24 protein-coding genes are annotated in these 24,744 nt (G+C 37.7%); 2 read left to right on the forward strand and 22 right to left on the reverse strand.

Translation table 11 applies throughout. The features are described 5' to 3' along the window. The first annotated feature begins 316 nt into the window (after positions 1 to 316). Positions 317 to 664 carry a peptidylprolyl isomerase gene (locus ACQKMV_RS11045; RefSeq protein WP_427503926.1) on the forward strand — a complete coding sequence of 116 codons (348 nt, stop codon included), beginning with the start codon at positions 317 to 319 and terminating at the stop codon, positions 662 to 664. A 305-nt stretch (positions 665 to 969) separates the two neighbouring features. On the opposite strand, the gene ACQKMV_RS11050 is transcribed toward ACQKMV_RS11045, so the two are convergent. Together ACQKMV_RS11050 and ACQKMV_RS11055 are read right to left on the reverse strand one after the other, a co-directional pair. Further along, positions 970 to 2,058 (reverse strand): M42 family metallopeptidase, encoded by a 1,089-nt coding sequence (locus tag ACQKMV_RS11050; protein ID WP_427503927.1) that lies wholly within the window; start codon positions 2,056 to 2,058, stop codon positions 970 to 972. Positions 2,059 to 2,156: 98 nt separating this feature from the next. After that, positions 2,157 to 2,642, reverse strand: a complete 486-nt coding sequence (locus ACQKMV_RS11055; RefSeq protein WP_427503929.1) for a dUTP diphosphatase — start codon at positions 2,640 to 2,642, stop codon at positions 2,157 to 2,159. Between the two features lie 101 nt (positions 2,643 to 2,743). Between ACQKMV_RS11055 and ACQKMV_RS11060 the strand changes: the two genes are divergently transcribed. Beyond that, positions 2,744 to 3,136, forward strand: a complete 393-nt coding sequence (locus ACQKMV_RS11060) for a sigma-w pathway protein ysdB (RefSeq protein ID WP_427503930.1) — start codon at positions 2,744 to 2,746, stop codon at positions 3,134 to 3,136. A gap of 103 nt (positions 3,137 to 3,239) precedes the next feature. Here ACQKMV_RS11060 and ACQKMV_RS11065 read toward each other — a convergent pair whose 3' ends face one another. The 20 genes from ACQKMV_RS11065 to ACQKMV_RS11160 form a co-directional block, all read right to left on the reverse strand. After that, positions 3,240 to 3,500: a DUF1294 domain-containing protein gene (locus ACQKMV_RS11065; protein WP_053592415.1), complete on the reverse strand. Its 261-nt coding sequence runs from the start codon at positions 3,498 to 3,500 to the stop codon at positions 3,240 to 3,242. Positions 3,501 to 3,639: 139 nt separating this feature from the next. After that, positions 3,640 to 3,999 (reverse strand): 50S ribosomal protein L20, encoded by a 360-nt coding sequence (gene rplT, locus ACQKMV_RS11070; RefSeq protein ID WP_049667524.1) that lies wholly within the window; start codon positions 3,997 to 3,999, stop codon positions 3,640 to 3,642. A 54-nt stretch (positions 4,000 to 4,053) separates the two neighbouring features. After that, positions 4,054 to 4,254, reverse strand: a complete 201-nt coding sequence (gene rpmI / locus ACQKMV_RS11075) for a 50S ribosomal protein L35 (protein ID WP_004226312.1) — start codon at positions 4,252 to 4,254, stop codon at positions 4,054 to 4,056. 31 nt (positions 4,255 to 4,285) lie between these two features. After that, the gene (infC, locus tag ACQKMV_RS11080; protein WP_012295602.1) at positions 4,286 to 4,789 is read right to left on the reverse strand and encodes a translation initiation factor IF-3; all 504 of its coding nucleotides are present in this window, start codon (positions 4,787 to 4,789) and stop codon (positions 4,286 to 4,288) included. Positions 4,790 to 5,329: 540 nt separating this feature from the next. Next, positions 5,330 to 7,261 carry a threonine--tRNA ligase gene (gene thrS / locus ACQKMV_RS11085; RefSeq protein ID WP_427503931.1) on the reverse strand — a complete coding sequence of 644 codons (1,932 nt, stop codon included), beginning with the start codon at positions 7,259 to 7,261 and terminating at the stop codon, positions 5,330 to 5,332. A gap of 447 nt (positions 7,262 to 7,708) precedes the next feature. Next, positions 7,709 to 8,647, reverse strand: a complete 939-nt coding sequence (dnaI, locus tag ACQKMV_RS11090) for a primosomal protein DnaI (protein WP_427503972.1) — start codon at positions 8,645 to 8,647, stop codon at positions 7,709 to 7,711. A gap of 2 nt (positions 8,648 to 8,649) precedes the next feature. Beyond that, a complete protein-coding gene (locus ACQKMV_RS11095; RefSeq protein WP_427503932.1) occupies positions 8,650 to 10,032 on the reverse strand; it encodes a replication initiation and membrane attachment family protein in 1,383 nt (460 codons plus the stop codon). 18 nt (positions 10,033 to 10,050) lie between these two features. After that, complete coding sequence (gene nrdR / locus ACQKMV_RS11100; RefSeq protein WP_049667519.1) at positions 10,051 to 10,521, reverse strand: transcriptional regulator NrdR; 471 nt, start codon at positions 10,519 to 10,521, stop codon at positions 10,051 to 10,053. A gap of 206 nt (positions 10,522 to 10,727) precedes the next feature. Beyond that, positions 10,728 to 11,750, reverse strand: coding sequence for a glyceraldehyde-3-phosphate dehydrogenase (locus tag ACQKMV_RS11105; protein ID WP_427425463.1), 1,023 nt, complete (start codon positions 11,748 to 11,750; stop codon positions 10,728 to 10,730). 830 nt (positions 11,751 to 12,580) lie between these two features. Continuing rightward, positions 12,581 to 13,174: a dephospho-CoA kinase gene (gene coaE / locus ACQKMV_RS11110; RefSeq protein WP_427503934.1), complete on the reverse strand. Its 594-nt coding sequence runs from the start codon at positions 13,172 to 13,174 to the stop codon at positions 12,581 to 12,583. A 13-nt stretch (positions 13,175 to 13,187) separates the two neighbouring features. Beyond that, positions 13,188 to 14,060, reverse strand: coding sequence for a bifunctional DNA-formamidopyrimidine glycosylase/DNA-(apurinic or apyrimidinic site) lyase (mutM, locus tag ACQKMV_RS11115; RefSeq protein WP_427503935.1), 873 nt, complete (start codon positions 14,058 to 14,060; stop codon positions 13,188 to 13,190). Positions 14,061 to 14,072: 12 nt separating this feature from the next. Beyond that, positions 14,073 to 16,700 carry a DNA polymerase I gene (gene polA, locus ACQKMV_RS11120; protein WP_427503936.1) on the reverse strand — a complete coding sequence of 876 codons (2,628 nt, stop codon included), beginning with the start codon at positions 16,698 to 16,700 and terminating at the stop codon, positions 14,073 to 14,075. Between the two features lie 207 nt (positions 16,701 to 16,907). Further along, positions 16,908 to 17,339: a DNA polymerase I gene (locus tag ACQKMV_RS11125; protein ID WP_427503937.1), complete on the reverse strand. Its 432-nt coding sequence runs from the start codon at positions 17,337 to 17,339 to the stop codon at positions 16,908 to 16,910. Between the two features lie 469 nt (positions 17,340 to 17,808). Next, a complete protein-coding gene (hflC, locus tag ACQKMV_RS11130; RefSeq protein WP_427503938.1) occupies positions 17,809 to 18,819 on the reverse strand; it encodes a protease modulator HflC in 1,011 nt (336 codons plus the stop codon). Beyond that, positions 18,819 to 19,805, reverse strand: coding sequence for an FtsH protease activity modulator HflK (hflK, locus tag ACQKMV_RS11135; protein ID WP_427503939.1), 987 nt, complete (start codon positions 19,803 to 19,805; stop codon positions 18,819 to 18,821). Before hflK ends, hflC begins: the two co-directional genes overlap by 1 nt. A 174-nt stretch (positions 19,806 to 19,979) precedes the next feature. Further along, on the reverse strand, positions 19,980 to 20,693 hold the full coding sequence (locus tag ACQKMV_RS11140; protein WP_427503941.1) for an LrgB family protein: 714 nt from the start codon (positions 20,691 to 20,693) through the stop codon (positions 19,980 to 19,982). Beyond that, positions 20,690 to 21,058, reverse strand: coding sequence for a CidA/LrgA family holin-like protein (locus ACQKMV_RS11145; RefSeq protein ID WP_427503942.1), 369 nt, complete (start codon positions 21,056 to 21,058; stop codon positions 20,690 to 20,692). The genes ACQKMV_RS11140 and ACQKMV_RS11145 overlap by 4 nt, the downstream gene beginning before the upstream one ends. Before the next feature lie 801 nt (positions 21,059 to 21,859). Further along, positions 21,860 to 23,395 carry a two-component system histidine kinase PnpS gene (gene pnpS / locus ACQKMV_RS11150; protein ID WP_427503943.1) on the reverse strand — a complete coding sequence of 512 codons (1,536 nt, stop codon included), beginning with the start codon at positions 23,393 to 23,395 and terminating at the stop codon, positions 21,860 to 21,862. Next, positions 23,392 to 24,108 carry a response regulator transcription factor gene (locus ACQKMV_RS11155; RefSeq protein ID WP_427425473.1) on the reverse strand — a complete coding sequence of 239 codons (717 nt, stop codon included), beginning with the start codon at positions 24,106 to 24,108 and terminating at the stop codon, positions 23,392 to 23,394. The genes pnpS and ACQKMV_RS11155 overlap by 4 nt, the downstream gene beginning before the upstream one ends. Positions 24,109 to 24,160: 52 nt before the next feature. Then, a complete protein-coding gene (locus ACQKMV_RS11160; RefSeq protein ID WP_427425474.1) occupies positions 24,161 to 24,601 on the reverse strand; it encodes a MaoC/PaaZ C-terminal domain-containing protein in 441 nt (146 codons plus the stop codon). Between the last annotated feature and the right edge of the window lie 143 nt (positions 24,602 to 24,744).

Raw genomic sequence — 24,744 nt, forward strand, 5'->3', positions numbered from 1 at the left:
CTAACAAACAGCCTTTAAGCATTTAAGTTTGAGGGCTGTTTTTATAATCATCATGATGAAAAATGCCTGCATGTTGCAATACCGATTGATAGTGCTGGCACACCTATTGCATTTACGTGGATAGAGCCAGCGATTAGTATCAGTTTAGACATTCTCATATAGCTTGTTTATAACGGTTATTCTATCTTGCTACACATTTACCATTCCTTCACCAATTTATGATTTTCCATGTTAAAATTCCCTATATATGTGATTTATAATTATTTGAAAGGAGGCAGATGAAAAGGAATTGAAAAAATTATTATTTTTAGTGTTTTTGACAGTATTTATTTTAACAGCATGTAATTCATCAAAGTTAAGTATTAGTGAAATTGAGATTGTTCCAGAAAAAGTACAAAAGGTAATTGATGAAAAAAATACACTTCAATTAATCAACGAAGTAGATAAAGATGTTTCTTATATCGTTTTTCGGACAAAAGGAACAGTTACAACAGATCTTGAAACACAGAATGATACATTAATAATAAAGTTAGATGTTACGAATCAACAAGATAATGCAATAAAGCAACATGTCTATAAATTAACGTTAGACTCTAACCACGATACGATTGATATTCAAGTCAATGGAAAATCTACGCCTATTAATAACGTAACAGGTATATAAGGTACAATTATCCTCTTTTCTACAATCAGAATATTAACCTATCACACTAGGGGCTTGTGCGTAAAACTACATACAAGTCCTTTTTGCTTCCTCAATCTCTCCCGTTAACTTACATGAGAAACCTCTAGCAAGATCCTAGAAGAGTATGAAATAGAGGAGCATTCACGGCATATAGGGCTTTACAATGCTTTGTTCTTCTATTTGTGCTTGACTTGCTATCAACATTGATATATTGCTTTGGTCTAACCAACGTAAAAAGCCTCCTAACAAATTTGTTAGAAGGCAAAATCATAGTATTTCAAGTATTAGTCAAAAATAATTTTATTAACTGCATCACGGTCTAATTTTTTAATAACTTCCACCATTAATTTTACAGCGTTGTCATAATCATCACGATGTAAAATGCCCGCATGTGAGTGGATGTAGCGTGTTGCAATACCGATAGATAGGGCAGGTATACCATTTGCAGTTACGTGGATAGAACCAGCGTCTGTACCGCCACCAGCCATTGCTTCAAATTGATATGGAATATTATGCTCATCAGCCACATCTAATACAAATTCACGTAAGCCACGGTGTGACACCATTGATGCATCGTAGACAACAATTTGTGGACCAGCACCCATTTTACTAGTTGATTCTTTTGCAGTTACCCCTGGTGTGTCTCCTGCAACACCTACATCGACAGCAAAGCCGATATCTGGTTGGATTTTATGCGTAGCAGTTTTCGCACCACGAAGCCCTACTTCCTCTTGGACATTCCCTACAGAATAAAGAATGTTAGGATGTTTTTCATTTTGCAATGCTTTCATAACATTAATTGCAATTGCACAACCAATGCGGTTATCCCATGCTTTTGCTAATAAGTATTTTTCGTTTTTCATCACATTAAATTCGAAATATGGTGTTACCATATCGCCAGGGCGTACGCCCCATTCAAGCACTTCATCTTTTGAAGCCGCGCCAACATCGATAAACATATCTTTAATGTCTACCACTTTGTTACGCACATCTGCTGGTAAAATGTGAGGTGGCTTTGAACCAATAACCCCGATAATTTCTTCGCCTTTACGTGTTGTAATTGTTACACGCTGTGCAAGCATAACTTGGCTCCACCAGCCGCCTACAGTTTGGAATTTGATGAACCCTTTGTCATCGATTTGAGTAACCATGAAGCCTACTTCATCTAAATGGCCTGCAACCATAATTTTAGGACCATTTTCATCGCCAACTTTTTTAGCAATGACGCTACCTAAATTATCTGTTTCAACTAAGTCTGCATATGGTCCAATGTATTTTTTCATGACTTCGCGTGGTGCACGTTCATTACCTGCAATACCATTCGCATCTGTTAAATCTTTAAACATTTGTAATGTTGGATCTAGTTGTGTCATCTTTTTTTGCCTCCTGACTCTTGTATCTTCTCTATTATACTTCGTTTACCGAAATATTCCTAGCTTAATCGTCAGAAAATTGGTGTATTTCTTACACTTTAATATCCTGAACGTTGACGATTATAATTTTCTTCATTTTTCTCTATATATGCCGCAACTACGTCCTCAAACGAAAAGCCTAGATTAAACGCAAGTAATCCATAGCATTGCCAGATCGCTAAATATCTATCCTCTGTTGGTTGACTAATAAAACTTAAAATATAGTCTTGTGTCATTAAAAATGCCTCTGTTAAATCTCTCTTCTCTTTAATCACAGGCCATTTTTCTATCACTGTATAACCTTTTAATAGGCCAAGTGATAATATAAAATGAATCGAATCTACATATTCCTCTAAAATTACATCACGCTCTGAGGCTCCCTTTGTGCTCCAAAACTTAAAGCAACGTGTCTCATTTGCGAGTTCAGCTAGCTCTACCATTAAGGCTAAACCTTTTTCTTTAAACACATCACGTTCAATATTTTGTGTATTCTCGATGAAATCATCAAGCTCTTTTTGCATTTTAAATAGTTGTTGTAAATTCATTTTTTTCTCCTAAATTTCTTAAAAATATTTATAAAAAGTGAAACTAATTGCCCTCTACAATCGTATAGGAAGGAATAACCTTTCTTCAAGGGGGAAATTAAATGTTGCCGTTACTTATTCGTCTTGCTGTTATTGCTCTTATTATCTATGTATTTTATAAAGCGATTCGTTATATAACCGATCCTAAGCGAAAACTTGATGAAGCCTATGAAAAAGGCCAATATTATTTTTATGATGACGTCAAAAATGTCCGAAAAAATTTCTTTATCTCTTATAAGGGAGCTCTTTTCGAAGGTGAAAAATACCTCGGCACTACTGAAGATGCCTTCGAGGTTGTTACGATTTTTGTTGGCGCCCGCGACGCCGCTACACTGCAAGGTTTCACGAAAAGAGACTTTGAATACCTACAGCAAGAAATTCTCTTGAACTATCCGAGCGCAAAAATAAACTGGAAGCAGCCCATTGAAAAGCTTATGCGCAATACATCCTCATAATGAGGATGTTTTTTATTTATCGGAATGTTTTCGTGATTTATCGGAACATTTACTGATTTTATCGGAACATTCCCGAGTTTTATCGGAATGATTTTGCGATTTATCACCATATTTGTACTATGATAAAAATTTGAATAGCTGCTAGCAGTGGAAAGCCGAATGCAAAGCTATTATGGCGTGTTTTATGTCGGAATAAATACATTCCGAGCACGCCCCCTACTGCACCTCCAGCGATTGCTAATGTAAATAATGTGCGTTCTGCAATACGCCATTCATGCTTTTTTGCTTTTGATTTATCCATGCCCATCATAATGAGCAGGACTATAGAAACAATCGCCATATACGCTAATAATGCTTGTCCCATTGAGTACTCCTTTTTATTTTCTATTTACTACTACTCTAACACAAAAAAAGACTGACGGATAAATCCATCAGTCTTTTGAAAAATTTTGCACCTGTCGCTTCGCTTTCGGTGCAGAAATAATTTTTAACTTCGTCAAAAATTATTTAGCTACTGCTTTTTTAGCAGATTCAGCTAATTGAGTGAATGCTGCTGCATCAGTTACAGCTAAGTCAGCTAACATTTTACGGTTAACTTCGATACCAGCAACTTTTAAACCGTGCATTAAACGGCTGTATGAAAGACCGTTCATGCGAGCAGCTGCGTTGATACGAGTGATCCATAATTTACGGAAATCACGTTTTTTCTGACGACGGTCACGGTATGCATATTGACCTGACTTCATTACTGCTTGGTTTGCAACTTTGTATAATGTATGTTTTGAACCATAGTAACCTTTAGCTAATTTTAATACTTTTTTACGACGTTTGCGCGTCACTGTTCCGCCTTTTACGCGTGGCATATGAATTACCTCCTGCTTTTCATTTAAAAATGAATGTTAGTATTTTTTAGTCAATTATTTCATGTAAACAAGTAAAGATTTGATGCGTTTGAAGTCACCAGATGAAACGATGTTTGCTTTACGTAGGTGACGTTTTTGTTTCGTAGATTTGTTTGCGAATAAGTGGCTTCCATAAGCACGGTCGTATTTTAATTTACCTGAACCCGTTTTTTTGAAACGTTTCGCAGCTCCACGGTGAGTTTTCATTTTTGGCATGTCGAATTCCTCCTAAACTGTTCGTCTAATATTATTTCTCGTTCTTTGGTTGAAGAACTAAGAACATGCTTCGGCCTTCCATCTTCGGTTTTTGTTCAACCGTCGATACTTCAGCACAAGCTTCAGCAAAACGATCTAACACACGTTGACCAATGTCTTTATGTGTAATCGCACGACCTTTGAAACGTAGGCTACATTTTACTTTATCACCTTTTTCAAGGAATTTAATCGCATTACGTAGCTTCGTTTGGAAATCATGCTCATCGATTGTTGGGCTCAGACGAACCTCTTTCATTACGATGACCTTTTGATTTTTACGAATTTCACGGTCTTTCTTTTGCTGTTCAAACTTAAATTTACCATAGTCCATGATACGAGCGACTGGCGGCTTGGCTTGAGGGGCCACAAGGACAAGATCCAAGTTTACACGAGCGGCGATTTCTAGCGCTTCGTTACGTGTCTTTACACCAAGCTGGTCACCATTGTGATCGATTAATCGAAGTTCACGTGCGCGAATGCCTTCGTTTACATACATGTCTTTGCTAATAGTAATCCACCTCCAAGTAATTGTCGCGAATACATGGTTTGGGCAAAGCCTTGCCCGGTTGAACGGTACATCCTCTTGTCATGTCCATAAAAAAAGGACGGACACTTTGAAGATGTCCGCCCGCTATATGTGCATGCGCAAGTCTGCGCAAAACAATTCAACGTGTAATACCTGTTCACAGCATAAGAGCGTTGTATCAGGTGAGAAGCGGGCAGCCTCTACTTCAACCACAAACTTTGTATTCATTAACCTTAATTATGATAGCATGTACTTTATAAGCTGTCAAATGTTTTTTAGCTTATAATTATTAAAGTATCCTAAAGATTTTTAATCTAAACCACTATAGTTAATTTCCGTTCTGACTTGGCGCTACTTAGGGGCGTTCAATGAGCTGCTTCGTTGCTGCCGCTACGTCAGCACTACGCTTTCGCACAGAAAACATCCGTTGCGCCGCTGAAGGACTCATCTTATGTCGCTGATCCCCAAGGAGTCGCCTAGTCTTCACTTCAATCAACTTATATATAGAAATTATTTTGTAATTTCTGCTTTAATGTTAGCTAAGAAGTCTTGGAAGCTAATTGTTTCTGAGTCTTTTGAGCCGTAACGACGTACATTTACGCCACCTGCTTCTACTTCTTTGTCTCCGATAACAAGCATATACGGGATTTTTTTCATTTGTGCTTCACGGATTTTGTAGCCTAGTTTTTCTTCACGGTCATCCATTTCAACACGTAAGCCCGCTGCAGTTAATTGCTCTTCAATTTGTTTTGCATAATCAAAGTGTGCTTCGTTTGAAACTGGAATGACTTCAACTTGTACTGGTGCTAACCATGTTGGGAATGCACCTTTATATTCTTCGATTAAGAAGGCAACGAAGCGTTCCATCGTTGATACAACACCACGGTGAATAACAACTGGACGATGTGGTTTACCATCTTCTCCAACGTAAGTTAAGTCAAAGCGTTCTGGTTGTAAAAAGTCAAGCTGAACAGTCGATAATGTTTCATCTTTACCAATAGCTGTTTTTACTTGTACGTCTAATTTTGGACCATAGAACGCTGCTTCGCCTTCAGCTTCATAATAATCTAAGCCAAGATCATCCATTGCTTCTTTTAGCATCCCCTGTGCTTTTTCCCACATTTGATCGTCATCGTAATATTTTTCAGTGTCTGCAGGATCACGATAAGATAAACGGAATTTATAATCGTTTAAATTAAAATCTTTATACACTTCAAGAACTAAATTCACGACACGCTTAAATTCATCTTTTATTTGGTCAGGACGCACAAAAATATGAGCATCATTTAAAGTCATACCTCGTACGCGTTGTAAACCAGATAATCCACCTGAGCTTTCATAACGATGTTGTGTTCCTAACTCAGCAATACGAATAGGAAGCTGACGATAAGAATGCAGTGATGATTTATAGACCATCATATGGTGTGGACAGTTCATTGGTCGTAATACTAATGTTTCGTTGTCCATTTCCATTGGTGGGAACATGTCATCTTGGTAATGTCCCCAGTGGCCTGATGTTTCATATAATTTTTTTGAACCCAAAACTGGTGTATAAACATGTTTGTAGCCAAGACGTACTTCTTTATCTACAATATAACGCTCAATAATGCGGCGAATTGTTGCACCATTTGGTAGCCATAGTGGTAAACCTTGACCAACTGTTTGAGATAGAGTGAATAGCTCTAATTCTTTCCCAATTTTACGGTGGTCACGTTCTTTTGCTTCTTCAAGCATTTGTAGATGATGTTTTAAATCTTCTTTTTTAAAGAATGCAGTACCATAAACACGTTGTAGCATTTTGTTATCTGAGTTACCTCTCCAGTAAGCACCAGCTAATGAAAGAAGTTTGAACTCACGTAGTTTGCCAGTCGATGGTGCGTGGATACCACGGCAAAGGTCGAAAAATTCACCTTGGTAGTAAATAGAAACTTGCTCATCAGCTGGAATCGCTTCAAGTAATTCTAATTTATATTCATCGCCGATTTCTTCATAGATCGCTTGTGCATCTGCACGGCTAACATTTTTGCGCTCGATCTCTAGATTTTCAGCGATAATTTTTTTCATTTCTTTTTCGATTGCTGGTAGGTCTTCAGCAGTGATTGGTGTTGGTGCATCTATATCGTAATAGAAGCCACCTTCAATAACTGGACCAATACCGAGTTTAACATCTGGGAATAAGCGTTTAATCGCTTGTGCTGTTAAGTGTGCTGTTGAGTGACGTAGAATTTCAAGTGCTTCCTCATCATCTTGTGTAATAATCGAGATTGTTGCGTCCTCTTCAATTGCTGTTTTTAAATCGACTAAGACACCATTTACTTTACCGGCATATGCTTTTTTACGAAGTCCTGGGCTAATTGATAATGCTACGTCATCAGTAGATGTACCTTTTGCAAATTCCTTTACAGCGCCATCTGGGAAAGTTAATTTAATCATATCTGACATTTTGTTTGCACTCCTTATAGGTTTGTTGTGATGCATGATTGAAGTCCAAGAATCCCCGGAATTTATCCTTATTCAGTAGGTGTTTGGACACCTCTGAAAAGAAACTATATCCGCATTCATCTCACCACTATTTTCCATTGAACGGAAATAAAAAAGCTCCGTCCCTATGAAAGGGACGAAGCGTATGCTCGTGGTTCCACCCTTCTTCCTTCCGACTTTTTATAGTCAGACGAAGCTCAAGGCTAGCTAACGGGCTAGGGACCGGCGAAAGATTATCCCTTTCGCTGCTCAGCAGGTAGTAAATAGTGTGCTCGAACTAGGAAGCTTACAGCCAATGACTTCCCTCTCTAAAAGACGTTACACAAAATTCATGTCCTCATCAATGCATTTGTTAATTATTATATGTGACAGTATACGCTCGATTGTCATAAAATGCAACTGCCAATCTTACATACGTCTATTTTGCCCGCCCATTTTAATCGGCTCTGTCAAGGCTTTAATACGTTCCATAACACGTCCAGCCTTTACGACTTCAATGTCACCTTTTTGCGACTGTGCTAAATGATGCTCCAATTCATCATAATTAAAATTAGATGTAATGAATGTTGGTAATTGCTCCGCCATACGGTAATGGAAAATAGTCCCTAGAATTTCATCTCGCGTCCAAGCGGTCATTGTCTCGGCGCCTAAATCATCGAGCATTAGCACTGGTGCCTTTTTCACATAATCTATTTTTTCATTCAACGTGTTGTCACCAATTGCATTTTTCATTTCTCGTAAAAATTCAGGCACGAAAACTACAACTGATTTTACTTTAGCCTTCGCAAGTTCATTAGCTAATGCGCCTAGCACAAAAGATTTCCCCACTCCAAATTGACCATATAAATAAAAGCCCTTAGCAGGCAAATTCCCTGTATCTAGTACATTTTGAACAAAATCAGCCGCACGGTTTGCAATGTCAACACGTGTATGATCATCAATAAATAAATCACTTATAGTAGCTTGTAGCACATCCTTCGGCATATGCATACTTGCGATCATATTGGCAACATCCCGGCGCTCATCTTCACGTATCTTTTGCTCGCATCGTACATAATCAATTTCAACGGTACTCCGCACTACGCGTAAAGTAGGTAAAAAACCTTTTAAGTAGTTTGTACAATTTTCTGTATTATCACAACCACAGCAAACTGTAGATTGACTAATAAATTCATGGAGTTTCGGTAAATTACGTTCAACCGCATCATAGCTTAACTCATCCATATGCTCAGCTAAAAACTCTTGTACACGAGGGTTTTCTAATATTTCTTTACGCATCGCTTCATATCGTTCTTGAAATGATGGTACCTTAATTGCTCTTTTTAATGGTCTATTAATTGGTTCGATTGTCATTCACCTACCTTATTTTGAATATTCCCTAATTTTTCTAGTATTTTTTGTCTTTCCTTTTCAAAATCAGTAGCGTCAGTATTCGTTGTATCTTTTAATACTTCCTCCGATTTTTCATTGCGCTTATAAAACCAATCTGGTACTTTTTCCTCTCGGCGATTTTTTGTGTACGAGTTCTTTTTTGCCGAAGTCTGAGGCTTATTTTTCCACGTAGTGTACTTATCATGCTCTTGGCGTGCTAGTTCCATTGCTTCTTTTGCTGTTTGAATATTTTTACGTACCCAATGATCCGCAATCGTTTCCACATATTTTTTAGGTAGCTTCATATCAGTTGTTAACATTACATATTCCAAAAGAGCATTAACAACGCCTACTGGCATTCCATGCTGGACAATTAAACTCTCAGCAAGCTGCACGGAGGTCTGTAGAGGTTCTTTGCCATTATTGATATCTCGCAGTACTTGCACAGGGGGAGTCGTTTCTAAATATTGCTGAAGCTCCTGATCCTTTGTTTTTTGGCCTGATTCCTCTATAGATGATGGCTCACTTACTCTAGCAAGCTTTGGTGGTTCTTTTGATACCGTTAGCTTATAAAAATCTGCAGCGGCCTTCCGTAAACGTTCCAATGAAATACCTAGGTCATCATCTAATGCAAGAATCACTACTTTTTGCATATCAAGTGCCGTTAAGCGATATAAAAATGCTAATTTTGCTATTGATTCACGTACCTCAAATGTTAGTAGGCTTGCCGGCACTAGTTGCTCCGATAAGCCCGCTTGCAGTAGATCAAAGTCAAACTGATCAAAATAAAACGGATATACCTTTTGCTGTTTATCCTTCTGACTAGTATCAGCTTGTAATTCATCTGGAATCTTTGTACTTACAGGCTTAAAAACATCTATGAAGACACGCGATACATCTTTAAATTCTACATCTCTTGCAGATGGAATAAAACGCTGACGTAACTTCCGATAAGCTTGCTCACCAATTTTACTAAATAAAAACATCGAGAGCAGTGGATCTTTCATAAAGCTATCTGCATCAAGTGGACGTATCAGCTCATATAAAAAGCTTCGATGTTCAGCATCTTCTTTTTTCCATGTGCGTAACAGACCAATTGCTTCGAGCGCAATACGCGCCTCAAATACTTTGCCAATAGGAAGTCCTAGTACATTCATTAAATAATAATGTGTCAATTGCTGCTTAGGCATTTCCTCAGCCTCAGCCCATAGTGTTAAATAAAGGCTGATTGGTTCCGCTCCAATTAAAGGCTGATAAAAAAGTGTTACTAATTGACGTTCCTGCGTAGAAAGTGCATGAGGTAAACGGATATCAAAAGGATCAGCGGGCTGCAATTCCTTATACAAATGGATCAACGCCATTCACCCTCTCTGTTTTCCCTATAATTTCTGTTCTGTTTGACGTTGGATAATTTCTTTAATTTCTTCAATAAAGACATTGATATCCTTAAATTGACGATAAACCGATGCAAAGCGCACATAAGCAACCTCATCGATTTTCGCTAAGCGATCCATTACCATTTCTCCTACATCCTCAGATCGGACTTCAGAATTCCCAATGCGACGAAGATCTTTTTCGATAGACATTACTAGTCCCTCAAGTACTTCAAGAGAAACAGGACGTTTTTCGCAAGCACGAATAAGGCCACGAAGTACCTTTTCACGGCTAAATTCTTCTCGTGAACCTTCTTTTTTCACTACAACTAACGGTGTCTCTTCAATTTTTTCAAACGTTGTAAAGCGGAAGCCACATGACTCACATTCACGACGTCTACGAATTTCTTTATTATCATCTACAGGCCTCGAATCCACAACACGCGTTCCGTTAAATTGGCAAGATGGACATCTCATATAATTACTCTCCTGATTTCACAACAATTTAATATTTCTATTATAACAAATTTCCTACGTGTAAGAAAAGCGCATTCACGCTAGTGTGCTCATGATAAACCTTGAAAGGAGAAAGTACAAGCATAGATTCTACATTTAAGCTGCTTTCTAAATAAAAAAAGCACATTGAAATCACCGGGATTTCAATGTGCTTCGTCTAATTATTATTATGCATTAACTGTTTCTAAAGCTTTTGCCACTTTTTTCACAAGATCAACAACACGTGCAGAATAGCCCCACTCATTGTCGTACCAAGCAAGTACTTTTACTTTACGGTTACCCATTACCATTGTAGAAAGTCCATCAACTGTAGAAGAGTAAGTTGTTGTATTGTAATCAGAAGATACTAGAGGCTCAACTGAGAAGTTTAAGATACCTTTCATTGGACCTTCTGTAGCAGCCTTCACAAATGCAGCATTGATAGAATCTACTGTTACATCAGTATTTAAATCAACTACTAGGTCAACTAACGATACGTTTGGTGTTGGAACACGAAGTGCCATACCATGAATTTTGCCTTCTAATTCTGGTAACACTAATTTTAATGCTTTTGCAGCACCTGTAGATGTTGGAATGATAGACTGTGCGCAACCACGTGCACGACGTAAATCTTTATGTGGATTGTCTAAATTCTTTTGGTCATTTGTATAAGCGTGAACTGTTGTCATTAATCCGCTTTCGATACCAAATGTGTCATTTAATACTTTGGCAACTGGTGCTAAGCAGTTTGTTGTACAAGAAGCATTTGAAATAACATCATGTTTTGCGATATCAAGTTTCTCGTCATTTACACCTAAAACAATTGTTACGTCCTCGTTTTTACCCGGTGCTGTTAAGATAACTTTCTTTGCGCCTGCTTCTAAGTGCATTGCTGCTTTTTCACGATCATTAAATTTACCAGTTGCTTCAATAACGATATCTACGCCCATTGTTGCCCATGGTAATTTTAATGGGTCACGTTCGCTAATAATTTGAACGCGTTTACCATTTACAATTAAAGCATCGCCAGCTGGTTCAACTGAACCCTCAAATGTTCCGTGATTTGTGTCATACTTAATCAAATGTGCTAACGTTTCAGCTGGATAGCTAGCGTTAATTGCAACGATATTTAAACCTTCTTGCACGATCGCTTGGCGGAAAACCATACGTCCGATACGTCCAAAACCATTAATAGCAACTGATACTGTCATTTATAAAATCCTCCTGTGAGTACATACTCAAATTAATTATATACTTTATGGTGATTAGTATAACACAATTTTAAAAAAGATGAACATTATATATTCATAATATTAAAGTTCTTATTTTCTGAAAAATAAAATCGCCTAAATTAATCATTATTATGGTATAAATCCACAAAAAGATGCGTAGCAAAGTGTTCATGCTACGCATCTCATAGTGAATGTTGTGGCACTTTAAATCGGGTGATTTCCGTTCCAGGCTACTCGCTTTCCTGTGGGCGAGCGTCGAGCCGCTTCCTCCGCTGTTGTTGTTGCTGTCGCTTCGCTTTCGCACAGATAAAACATTTGATGCCGCTACGTTAGCACTACGCTTACGCACAGAAAACATCCGCTCCGTGCAGGGTCTCGCCTATCTCGCTTTCACACATATAAAACATACAGAAGTTTCTTTTTATATCCATAAATTAAAGTGCTATGCCTGAAGATACACACTATGCGAAAAGGTTGAATGGAGTGGAGGCTGGGCGACTCCTTGGGGATTAGCAATAGAGGAACGAAGGCTAAAACCATCACGTCATGTGATAATGCCTTCGTGACCAACATCCTGCTGCTGACGCTTCGTTAGCACTACGCTTTCGCGCAAAAAATACCTGTTGCCCCAAGCGGCTCATCGGACGCCCCCAGGAAAGCGCCCAGCCGGAACGGAAGTCAACCCTCGTTTTATTGAAAGAGCCATACTTTATTTAATATGACACCTTAATATCATTGAAACAAACAATAAGAATGCGTAGCAATATGTCATTGCTACGCATCGATTGATTTTACAGATTCTTTATAAATTATATTACGTCCCAATATGTCAGGATTTTTTTTAATTGGTGCTCTGTTTGTTCTAAATTTTCATTATTATAAATAACCGCATGGGCACCTTTTTCTTTGACTGACATTGGTAACTGAGAATGTATTCGAGCTAGTGCATCCTCTTTCGATAAGTTGTTACGCTCCATTAATCGACGGAGCTGTACCTCTTCACTAACCGATACAACGATAATACGCTCGACAAAATGCTGTAACTTACTTTCAAACAACAGTGGAATATCCATCACAACATGCTTTTCCCCAGCCTCTAAATAAGCATCACGCTGGCGTAACATTTCCTTACGAATAGCAGGATGCATAATATCATTTAACATTTTACGCTTTGCAGGCTCGTGAAAAATAATATCGCCAAGCTTGGCACGATTTAAACTACCATCTTCTAGCAATATATCTTGTCCAAAATTTTCAGCTATTAACTTTAAAGTCTCCGTTCCTGGTTCTACAACATCACGCGCTACAATATCTGCATCGACAATCGGTAAACCAAGTGCTGTCATCATTTTTGCTACTGTACTTTTTCCGCTCGCAATACTTCCTGTTAGTCCGATAATCATAGTTAAATCCCCTTTAATGTTGACAATTTGGGCAAAAGACTGATGTGCGCCCACCTATCGTCATTTGGCTCGTTGCAGTTCCACACGTTGGACACATCTTCTTCCCATACATTTGCAGTCGATTCTGCATACTTCCAGCCTCACCATTGATATTACGATAATCTGAAATTGTTGAACCCCCTGCTTCAATGCTTTGGCGTAAAATAGCGACAATCGCCTCAAATAATGCACGCTTACGCTTTTCACTGATGCGGTTCAATGTGCGGGCCGGATGAATTTTTTGAGCAAATAATGCTTCAGTAGCATAAATATTGCCACAGCCCGAAATGACCTGCCCATCCATAATTACATCCTTAACAGCCTTTTTCTCATATTTCGGTAACTTTGATTTCGCAATAAAATAATCACATGCTATTTCATCGAATGGCTCTGGCGCCATTTTTGTTAATGGTGCATGATCCTCAATTTTTGTTAAAAATCGTAGTTCACCAAAGCGGCGTATATCCGAATAAATTAAATAGCCACCATCTGCCATTTGAAATGTAGCATGAATATGCTTTTTAAATTTCTCCTCCTGGATTTCCTCAGGTGAATTCACCACAAACCATGCACCTGTCATCCCTAAATGACTAACAAGCACATAAGGGACGTCCTCTTTCAGCAAATGAAAAAAGATGTATTTTGCACGTCGTTCGATTTTTGTAATCGTCATTTGAGACAAGGATAATTCAAATGCATCAGGCTCAGCTTGCTTCACGATACATTGCTTTCCCTCCCCAAAGGAAAAACGAATAATTTCAGATAGTTGAACCTGTTGAATTGTACGCCCTTCAATCTTAGGTTTTAATGCCTGGACGACACCTTCAACCTCTGGTAATTCAGGCATTTTAACCCCTCCTTATTTTGCTTCGTACCAAGTCGCACCGTAGTTAAAATCTACTTTTAATGGTACTGAAAGCTCGATTGCGTTCTCCATAACTTCTGGTACTATTTTTTCAAGCAATGCAATCTCCTCTTTAGGTGCTTCAAAAATTAATTCATCATGCACTTGTAATAGGAGCTTTGCTTGCATATTTTCTTTTTTCAAGCGAGCATCCATATCAACCATTGCTTTTTTAATAATATCAGCTGCACTCCCTTGAATTGGTGTATTCATCGCAGTACGCTCTGCAAAGCTTCGTAAATTGAAATTCGAGCTTGTAATGTCAGGCAAATATCGACGTCTATTTAAAATCGTTGTCACATAACCATTAAACTTCGCATCTTGGACGATATCATCCATATATTGTTTTACACCTGGGAAACTCGCAAAATACTTCTCAATAAATGTAGCAGCTTCCTTACGAGTAATATCCAAGTTTTGCGATAAGCCATAGTCACTAATACCATAGACAATACCAAAATTAACTGCTTTTGCAGCGCGACGCATATTACTATCGACCTCATCTTCTGAGACATGGAATACATCCATTGCAGTACGTGTATGAACATCCATACCTTCACGGAAAGCTTCGACTAAATTTTTATCCTTTGACATGTCTGCCAATACACGCAATTCGATTTGCGAATAGTCGGCAGAAAATAAAATCCAATCTTCTTTCGAGGGCACAAACGCTTGACGAATTTTTCGCCCTTCTTCTAAACGAATCGGGATGTTTTGCAAATTCGGATCTGTTGAGCTTAAACGACCTGTAGCGGTTAATGCTTGTTGGAATCGAGTATGCACCTTTCCATCCTGTTCATGGATTTCCTTTAGCAAGCCTTCAATATAAGTTGACTGTAGTTTCCCAAGCTGACGATACAAAAGAATATGCTCAATAATGGCATGCTCTGGCTTTAATTTTTCCAATACATCTGCCGCAGTGGAATAGCCTGTTTTTGTCTTTTTAATAACAGGAAGACCGAGTTTATCAAAGAGAATAACTCCTAATTGTTTCGGTGAATTAATATTGAAGGTTTCTCCTGCCTCTGCATAAATCTCCTGTTCAATCACAACTAGTTTGTCATTTAGTTCCTGCCCCATCTTCTCTAATGTGGCACGATTGACCGTAATACCTTCACTTTCCATTTCCCCTAAAATAGAAGCAAGAGGAAGTTCTAAGTTTTTATAGAGTTCGAACTGTTCATTTTCCTTTAACAATGTCTCAAGCTTCGGCTGTAAAGACCACACAGCAAAGGCTTTGCGGCTGGCATGCTCAGCAAGTACATCTATAGCTGGTATAGCTCGTTTCGCCCCTTTACCATAAACGGTCTCATTGGCCTGCACATTACGATAACCCAGTTCTTTCGCAAGTGTTGCCACATCATCTCCACTTAGCGCAGGATTATTAATATAAGAAGCAAGCAATAAATCAAATTCCACACCAGCTAAATGTATTCCCGCACGTTTTAACGCAGCCTGAGAAGCTTTAGAATCAGACATGTACTTAATTTTAGTAGCGTCTTCTAACCAGTGGCGAAGGACATCTGATTTAGCCGCAATATCAAACGGCACGTACATTGTTTTCGTTCCATCTGTTAGTGCAATGCCTAGTTGCTGACAAGTATGATAATGCTCGTCCTCTAGCTCCAAGTGCAATGCCATTACATCTTTTAAATGCTCTTGTTTTACTTCTTGCACAATTTCATAGTCAAAAGGTGCTTGTTCCTCTTCTTGGACAGTAAAATCACTTTTTTCTAGCAATGATTTAAAGCCAAGCTCTCGCCACACGCTAATTAATTCTTCCTCATTCGGACCACTATAGGCAAGATCAGAAAGCGTAATATCAATCGGCGCATCTGTAAAAATGGTAGCTAGCTTTTTACTCATTAGTGCCTGTTCTTCATTAGCAACTAATTTTTCTTTCATTTTAGAAGCCTTCACCGTATCCATCGCCGCATAAAGAGTCTCCACTGAACCATGCTCTTTCAGCAATTTAACCGCCGTTTTTTCACCGACACCTGGTACACCAGGGATATTATCTGAAGAATCCCCCATTAAACCTTTCATATCAATAATTTGTTGAGGCGTTAAGCCGTATTTTTCTCCAATAAAGGCTGGTGTATTTATTTCAATTTCAGTAATACCTTTTTTAGTAATGTAAACTGTTACTTGCTCAGTCGCGAGCTGTGTTAAGTCACGATCTCCCGATACTACGATGACATCCATATCCTGTGAAGAAGCTTCTTTGGCTAGTGTCCCAATAATATCGTCCGCCTCGTACAATTCAAGCTCATAACGCTTAATACCATAAGCATCAATAAGCTTACGAATATAAGGGAACTGTTCAGATAATTCTGGTGGAGTCTTTTGTCGACCACCTTTATATTCCGTAAATGTCTCATGACGGAAGGTTGTCTTACCCGCATCAAAGGCAACTAAAATTTTCGTTGGTTGCTCTTCCTCTAATATTCTTTGAAGCATTGTTGTAAAGCCGTACACTGCATTTGTATGAATTCCACTATCATTCGTCAATAATGGCAGCGCAAAAAACGCGCGATATGCTAAACTATTGCCGTCCAATAATAGCAATTTTTCCTTTGTCATGATTTTATCCTCCTGCGTTGTCGTCTTCTTAATTGTAAAACGAAAACGTATGTTTGAAAACGCCTCTTCCTTTTACTTTATCGAGAAAACGGTTTTTTTACCAATCATAACGTTGAAAATCGCCAAAATTTCTACATCAATAGATTAGCTTCTAATCGACTACACACAAAAAAAGCCAATCACTCATTGTAATTGACTTCTCAGATGTTATTCACTGACTTTACTTGTTTTTTCTTTACGATAGAAAACCTCTTCATATATGACTGTCAAAATAAAGGCATTCATAAAGGCAAATACTAAAAATAATGGCATACCACCAAGCTGTGGATGTGTAAGCTCTGTATTAAACACCATTACTGTGCCGATTTGCGCTAAGAAGAAAATGCAGCCAATCCCTACTTGCCAAATAGGACGCTTAACCTTACGTTTTTCGTACCAAAATATTCTTTTAAATATCTTTCGTACATCTTCAGCAATGACTAAACCTAATAAAAACAAAATAACAAAAAATACTGGTATATGATAAACACTTTTTGTGATCCATGCAAAATCTGATAGACAGAAGAAAAGTGTAAATATCGATGCAATACTACAGGCTATTCCTAAATTTTGGAGCCACTTGCTAATTTGCAATTTCACAACTATTACCCCCATTTTTTAATTCTGAACATTATCATTCTATCAGATAATAGTCATATACGAAACATAAAATTATAAATTTCTATCATTTTCATAACATACCATTGATTCTCGAAAGATTTTTATAATAAATATGATTAATATTACCTAAAACCAGACCATAGAAATTATAATAAATTGCTCATCATCAAAAGTCGGGGATGATAATTGTTAAAACGTATGCCATTTATCTTCATTCAATAGAAGACTTCTACCTCTAAAGATGGTGAGACTAAGAACGCCACGTCCTGTGCAATTTATCTGTGCGAAAGCGAAGCGTCAGCGCCAAAACACCCAGTCGGAACGGAAATCAACTCCACGTTATGGCGAGGAGCCTTCGTATTCTTGTCAGTTTCATGGATAATGTAAAAAAGCCGTCTCAAAAAATTTGAGACGACTTCATATACTTATCCCTGCAAGAATAATAGTATTACTTAATATAGCCAGATAATAGTTTCGCATATGGTGAAGTGGATGGTAAAATAATGACCGTATCTTCCCCTACAGTTTTCTTATAGGATTCTAATGTACGGTACAATGAATAGAATTCAGGATCTTGAGAGAACGATTTATTGTAAATCTTCGCTGCTTCTGCTTCACCTTCCGCTTGAATCAATGCTGCATCCTTTTTGGCTGTTGCCAGCAATTCTTGAACTTGCTTATCTGTTTGAGCTTCAATACGACGTTTCTCAGCATCACCTTCTGATAGGTATTTTTGCGACATTGATTCACGATCCGAAATCATATTTGTAAACACGGATTGCTCATTTTCAGTAGGCAAGTCGATACGACGAATACGAACATCTATTACTTCTATTCCATACTTATCATTTGAGAGTAACTCATTGACACGTGCAGTTACCTGATCATTGATACTCCCACGTGAAGAATCTTCATCATTAATAATCTGCTTATATTCTATTCGACCAAGCTCCGAACGAATAACTGAATAAATAAACTCTTCCATACGTGATTCAACTTTTTCTATTGTTCCTGCATTAGAAATTAATTGCTTTGGATCTGTAATACGCCAAACGGCATAGTTATCGATAATAATTCGTTTTTTATCCTTTGTATTAATTTCTTCTTCAGAAACTTCATACGTCATTTGGTTTTTTGGTAGCTTTGTTACACTTTGAATAAATGGAACTTTTATTTTCAAGCCAGGCTCACTCTGAAATTTCACTACTTCTCCAAACTGTCTAACAACTGCGTATTCGGACTCTTTAACTATATAAACATTAGCAAATAATATAATGGCAATAGCAAAAATGGCTGTTAATGTTGCAGCAAGAGAAATATATTTTTTCGGATTCATCGGGTTTTTTTTCGACATTTTAATTACATTATCCCCTGTATCCCCTTCTTTCGAAGCAGTATTTTTGGATTTACCCGATAAAAAATTTAGGAATTTTTCAAGATCCTTATTTTTTTGATCCATTAGTTACCGCTCCCTTCTTTTTTCTCTTTTGAAGTCTCCTGTGTCGCAGGTGTCTCCTGTTTCGTAGGTTGTAATGCTTGAAGAGGCAAGTATTTCATTGTACTACCATCATCATTCATAATATAAATTTGTGCTTTAGGTAAAACATTTTCAAGCGTTTCTAAAATTAAACGCTCACGTGTAATTTGTTTATTGCCCTTATATTGCTCATACATTTTATTAAAGACGGCTACATCCCCTTGAGCTTGTTCTATACGCGCTGTTTTTTCACCTTGAGCCTTCGAGATAATTGCATCTTTCTCACCTTGAGCCTCACTAATTCGCTGATTCTTATATTTTTCTGCTTGATTAATTTTTGTATTTTTCATTTCACGTGCGTCTGTAACTGCTGTAAAGGCCGCTCGTACATCTGCATTCGGTAATTCAACATCCTGTAGTTTTACCCCTAAAACACTTATACCAATATCGTATTTTTCAATAAGAGAAACGAGTAAATCTCTTGATTTTGCTTCTATGTCCGCTTTTCCCTCAGTTAACGCAGCATCGATTTTGGAACTTCCAATAATTGATCGAATCGCACTCGACGTAGCGCTATGTAATATCTTTTCTGGATCTTGTGAGTTGAATAAATACTTGTTCGGTTCTGTAATCTTCCATTGAACTACAAGGTCTGTTAAAACAATGTGCTCATCCCCTGTAATCATTTTCGTTTCAGCATCATAAGCTTCCAATTCCCCATCTTTATTTTGCTTATAGCCAAATTTCAAACTAAATGTTTCCTTCGATAAAACCTCAACCGATTGTACAGGCCAAGGTAATTTAAAATGTAAACCAGGTTCTGTTACCGTATCATCGGCACGACCGAACGTAATGACAACTGCTTGTTCTGATTCATCTACCGTGTACCACGATGTAAATACAGCAATAAGGGCTACAATGCCGAAAATTCCAAGTCCCACCATCATTAGTGACCTTTTCACACTCATGTCTAATCCTCCCTTTAAGCTTAGTACTATTCTATACGGAACACTTTACAAAAAAGTTTCAAAATATTTTAATAAACGAAAATTTTATGTAGGCAGTTTGACATAAGGAACAATGTGAAAATATCATACGTTTCTGCATTGAGATCTTAGAAGACAAAAAAATCCTGTTACCATTTAAGGCAACAGGATATTGACAACTAGATGTTCAAATGCTGGGAAAAATGTTGTTGATAAAACAATGCTAATTAATGCAGCTACAATCATAGCAAGACTTGCAAAAGTGCCTTCTAGCTCACCAAATTCAAATGCTTTAGAGGTACCCGCACCATGTGCTCCCATTCCTAATAGTAGACCTCTAGAGGATGGTCGTTGGAAACGACATACTTTAATTACTAACGGTGCTATTAGACTCCCTAAAATACCAGTCACCATAACGAAAACAGCAGTAAGGGTAGGAGAGCCACCAATCATATTGGAGATGTCCATCGCTATTGGTGTAGTAACTGAGCGCGGAACTAAGCTATGCACAAGCTCATTATTTAATCCAATTACTACAGCAATGGTAAATGATGATGTAATAGCAACTGCTGAACCAACTGAAATACTTAGAAAAATTTCAAAAGCATGTTTCTTTAATAGATCAAAATTTTTATAGATTGGAACCGCAAATGCAACTGTTGCTGGCCCTAGTAAATTTGATAAAATACTGGCTCCTGCAGAATAGGATTTATAAGATGTACCCGTTAGTAGCAAGATGATAATTACCACTAATGGTGTGATCAGTATAGGTGATAACCATTCGTTCTGAAACTTTTTATAAAACATTTTACTAGTATAAAAAGTTGCAATAGTACCTAGTAAACTTACTATAGCTATTAAAAAGCTCATGCAGTATCACCTTTCTTTCGCTGATCTAGCAATTGCGCTGTGAAACCTGTTGCAAACATTACAACTATGGCACTCAATACAATTACAAGCACAGCTTTCACACCTTGCTCACCGAATAATGCAGTATAATCGATTACTCCGATAGCAGATGGAATGAAAAATAGTAATAATTCACTAAGTAATAAACCTGCACCTAGCTCAATCCATTCAAGCTTAATAATATGAAACTGCAAAAGTAAAAACAATAAGACTAGTCCAATTATGCTCCCTGGAATCGGCAAGTGAAGTAGACGTGCAATACTATTCCCAACAAATAAAATTACATAAAGATAGCCGATTTGCACGATACTTTTGACGATTTTCATGGTCATCCTTCTCTCAATTTTTTATCCTGCTTAAATGGTCAGTTATATTAAACACTTCTAGATTAAAGTGTGATTAATAGCTAAACATATAAGCCTAATTAATTCAACTAATAAGTACATTGATTGTTAGTTCATATTGTTGAATTGTATTAAAGAAATTTAGATGTCATATTAAATTATGGATTTTCGGCAAAACGAGTGGGTTGATTTCCGTTACGACTGGGCGCTTTCCTGGGGGCGTCCGATGAGCCGCTTCACTCGCGTTGCTCGCTCCAGGGTCTCATCTGTGACGCTGATCCCCAAGGAGTCGCCAAGTCTCCACTCCAATCAACCACTTCTCTTAGCATCTATCTTCTGGCATATCACTCTAATTTATAGTGATAAAACAAAACTAACAAATAATTTTTTGTGCGAAAGCGTATTGCTAACGTAACGACAACATAAGCAGAGGAAGGAAAGCGAGTAGCCAAACGGAAATCCCCCTCATTTAAAGCTCCACATCATTCTATTTTATCAACACTATGAACTAACAATCAGTACATTGCTTATTAGCTGAACATTATGCTACTATACTTTACACCTATTTGTGTTACGTGTAAAACAGAAAAAGAATCTACCACCAAAAAATTTGGCAATAGATTCTTCCTATTGTGGCGTAACTAAGCAACACAATCAAAAAATCTCATAGATAAATAAAGATTTTTTGGCTATTTTATAGTCTTAATAATTATATAGGGGGTTTCTACTAACAAGTATAAGGCCCCATTGTGAATTTAAAATTGTGATATTGTAAAGAAATCGTTAATTTTTCGGGATCATGACAATCATTTTTGTCCCTACGCCAACTTCACTTTCTACCTGAATACGACCATGGTGAGCCTCTACTAAGTGCTTCACAATAGCAAGCCCTAAACCCGTCCCCCCAGAATTTCGGCTTCGCGCACGATCCACACGGTAAAACCGTTCAAATACACGGGCAATTTCATGCTTTTCAATTCCTATACCCTGATCTTCTATTTCAATAATGCCGTACGTTTCATTTTCCGTTAATCGAATCGTAACGGTTGTATTTTCTGGTGAGTACGTAATGGCGTTGGTAATTAAATTAGTGACAATTTGGATGATACGATTCGCATCACCCATTACTTGAACATCTCGTTCTATATCAACATGAAAACTCATATTTTTCTCATCCAGACGAGGTCCCGTCAGCTCTGCTCCACGTATAAGTACATCTTGCAAGCCCATCGGCATAATATTAACAGTAAAACCATGCTGTTCAATTTTCGACAACTCCAGTAAATCCTGGATAAGCATCTGCAGACGGTTACTTTCCTTATAAATAATCTCTAAAAAAGATAGCAGCATTTTTTCATCCTTATACGCACCATCCAGTAAAGTTTCAGAAAAGCCTTTAATAGATGTAATAGGTGTACGCAATTCATGGGATACATTTGCTACAAAGTCCTTACGAATCTGCTCTAAACGAACAAGCTCCGTAATATCATGCATAACGATAACAACACCAAGCCATCGACCATGATCTCCTATAACAGGTGCTCCGTACACTTCCTTATTATAAAGCTCCTGTTGGACCTCCATTTTAATTTGTTGTCGATAAGGCATTTCTGTTAGAAACACATGGTCGATAAATTGCTCAAGAGATTTAGGTAAGCCTATGGTACGAAAAACTTTTCCTTGTACATCGTCAATTTGCATGCCGAAACGCTCTAAAAACACACGGTTCACGATAGATATATTCCCCTCACGCCCAATCATCATGAGGGAACTTCCCATGTTTTCAATTAACGTTTTAAGCCTTTCCTCTTCTACTTCGCGAATCGTCGTAATATCCTGTAAATTACGCGCTAAAATATTGATGGAGTGACTAAGTGGCATCATGCGCTCATGCTCATTTTCATGGGCACGAGCACGGTAATTTCCCTTCGCCAGTTCAAGTGCTGTATCTGTCACGTCATCAATAGGAGCAGTAAAATTTCGAATCATATAGCGAATTACAATAGCTATTAAAATAAGAGCTATTATAAAAAGAATTGCTAGTACTACATAAAGTCGCGCGTGAATAATCGATAATAGAGAATCATTTGCCTCTTTGTTTTGAGCAGTATACAGCACCTTTTTATCTTCCTTGGATAGTTCAATCTTTCGTTCATCTAATACTTGGTTAATGGATTCTTGCATCTGTAAACTAGCCTGCTCATTGTACTGTTCTATATAAACAGGAAAAAGCTGACCTATAATAATCATTAGGACAGCTAATATCGTTCCAAGCAATAGCATGAATGTCAAGAATAAGCGGTTGCTCATTGATTTCATGTCGTCTTCGGCTCCTCAAATTTATAGCCAAGGCCGCGAATTGTCTTGATGAACATCGGCTTACGGCTATTTTCCTCGATTTTGTCGCGAAGGTGGCTTATGTGCACATCCACAATTCGAGTATCGCCAGCAAAATCATACTTCCATACAGCACTTAATAGCTGATCACGCGTTAAAACACGGTTTTTATTTTCAAGTAAATAAATGAGTAGTTCAAATTCCTTTGGTGTAAATTCTAGCGCCTCATCCTGTAAAAATACTTCAAAACGCTCAGGGAAGACACGCAATTGTCCAAATTCATACATTTTCTCTTGCGGCTCATTCTTATCTTCTGCCACTATATTTTGTGTAAAACGTCTTAAAACAGCCTTTACCCGTGCTAACACCTCACGCGGACTAAAGGGCTTCGTCATATAATCATCTGCCCCTAGCTCTAGACCAAGTACTTTATCGAACTCGTCATCTTTTGCTGTTAACATAATAATAGGTGTATTCATACGTTGTTGACGAATTTGTTTACAAACTTCCATACCATCAAGCCTTGGAAGCATCAAGTCTAATAGAATTAAATCTGGCTGTAAGTCAATAGCCTTATCAAGACCCTCTTGACCATCTGCAGCTGTTTCTACAACATATCCAGCCTGCTCTAAATTATATTTCAATAATGTCGCAATAGAAAATTCATCTTCTACAACTAAAATCGTTTTTGTCATGTGTAATGCCCCCGTTAGTGATTTGAAACCCCCATTTCAAATCTAAAGACGTCTATAAAGTAAATGGTGGTGTCACCAGTAAAGTACCTTCAATCACAAGCTGCTTTTGCTCATTATATGAGTGCACCGATACAGTAATTGTATTTTGTAATTTATTTACTTCTGTTACCTCTAAAAGAGTATCAAATAATTCATAATGATAGAGCGGTTCTAAATACTTTAAATGTTGCTCAATAATTCGTGCACCTGGTCCAGGAATATACTTTGACACAGCTGACGTAATAATACCATTTAACATGATTGTTGGTACGATTGGCTTTTGAAAAGGTGTCATCGCAGCATATTCATGTTGAATATAAAGTGGATTACTATCATTCGTAAGTCCTAAATAAAGCAGTAAATCCTTATCTTCTATCTTTTCGGTAATATGAATCTTCTCGCCAACTGTAATTTCATCAATAGTGAGACCAAGCTTACTGTTTTTTTGAAGCAAAAATACGCCAACCCCTTTTCTATCATATACCTTCATAGTATCAATTTTATTCCAAAAGTACAACGAAAAGCAGAATAACCCTTTTATCTTCATTCAGCATGAATTATCTGTGTGAAAGCGAAGCGACAGCAACATGAATTATC

It is taken from the genome of Lysinibacillus sp. NPDC094403, from assembly GCF_050278745.1.
Classification (GTDB): domain Bacteria; phylum Bacillota; class Bacilli; order Bacillales_A; family Planococcaceae; genus Lysinibacillus.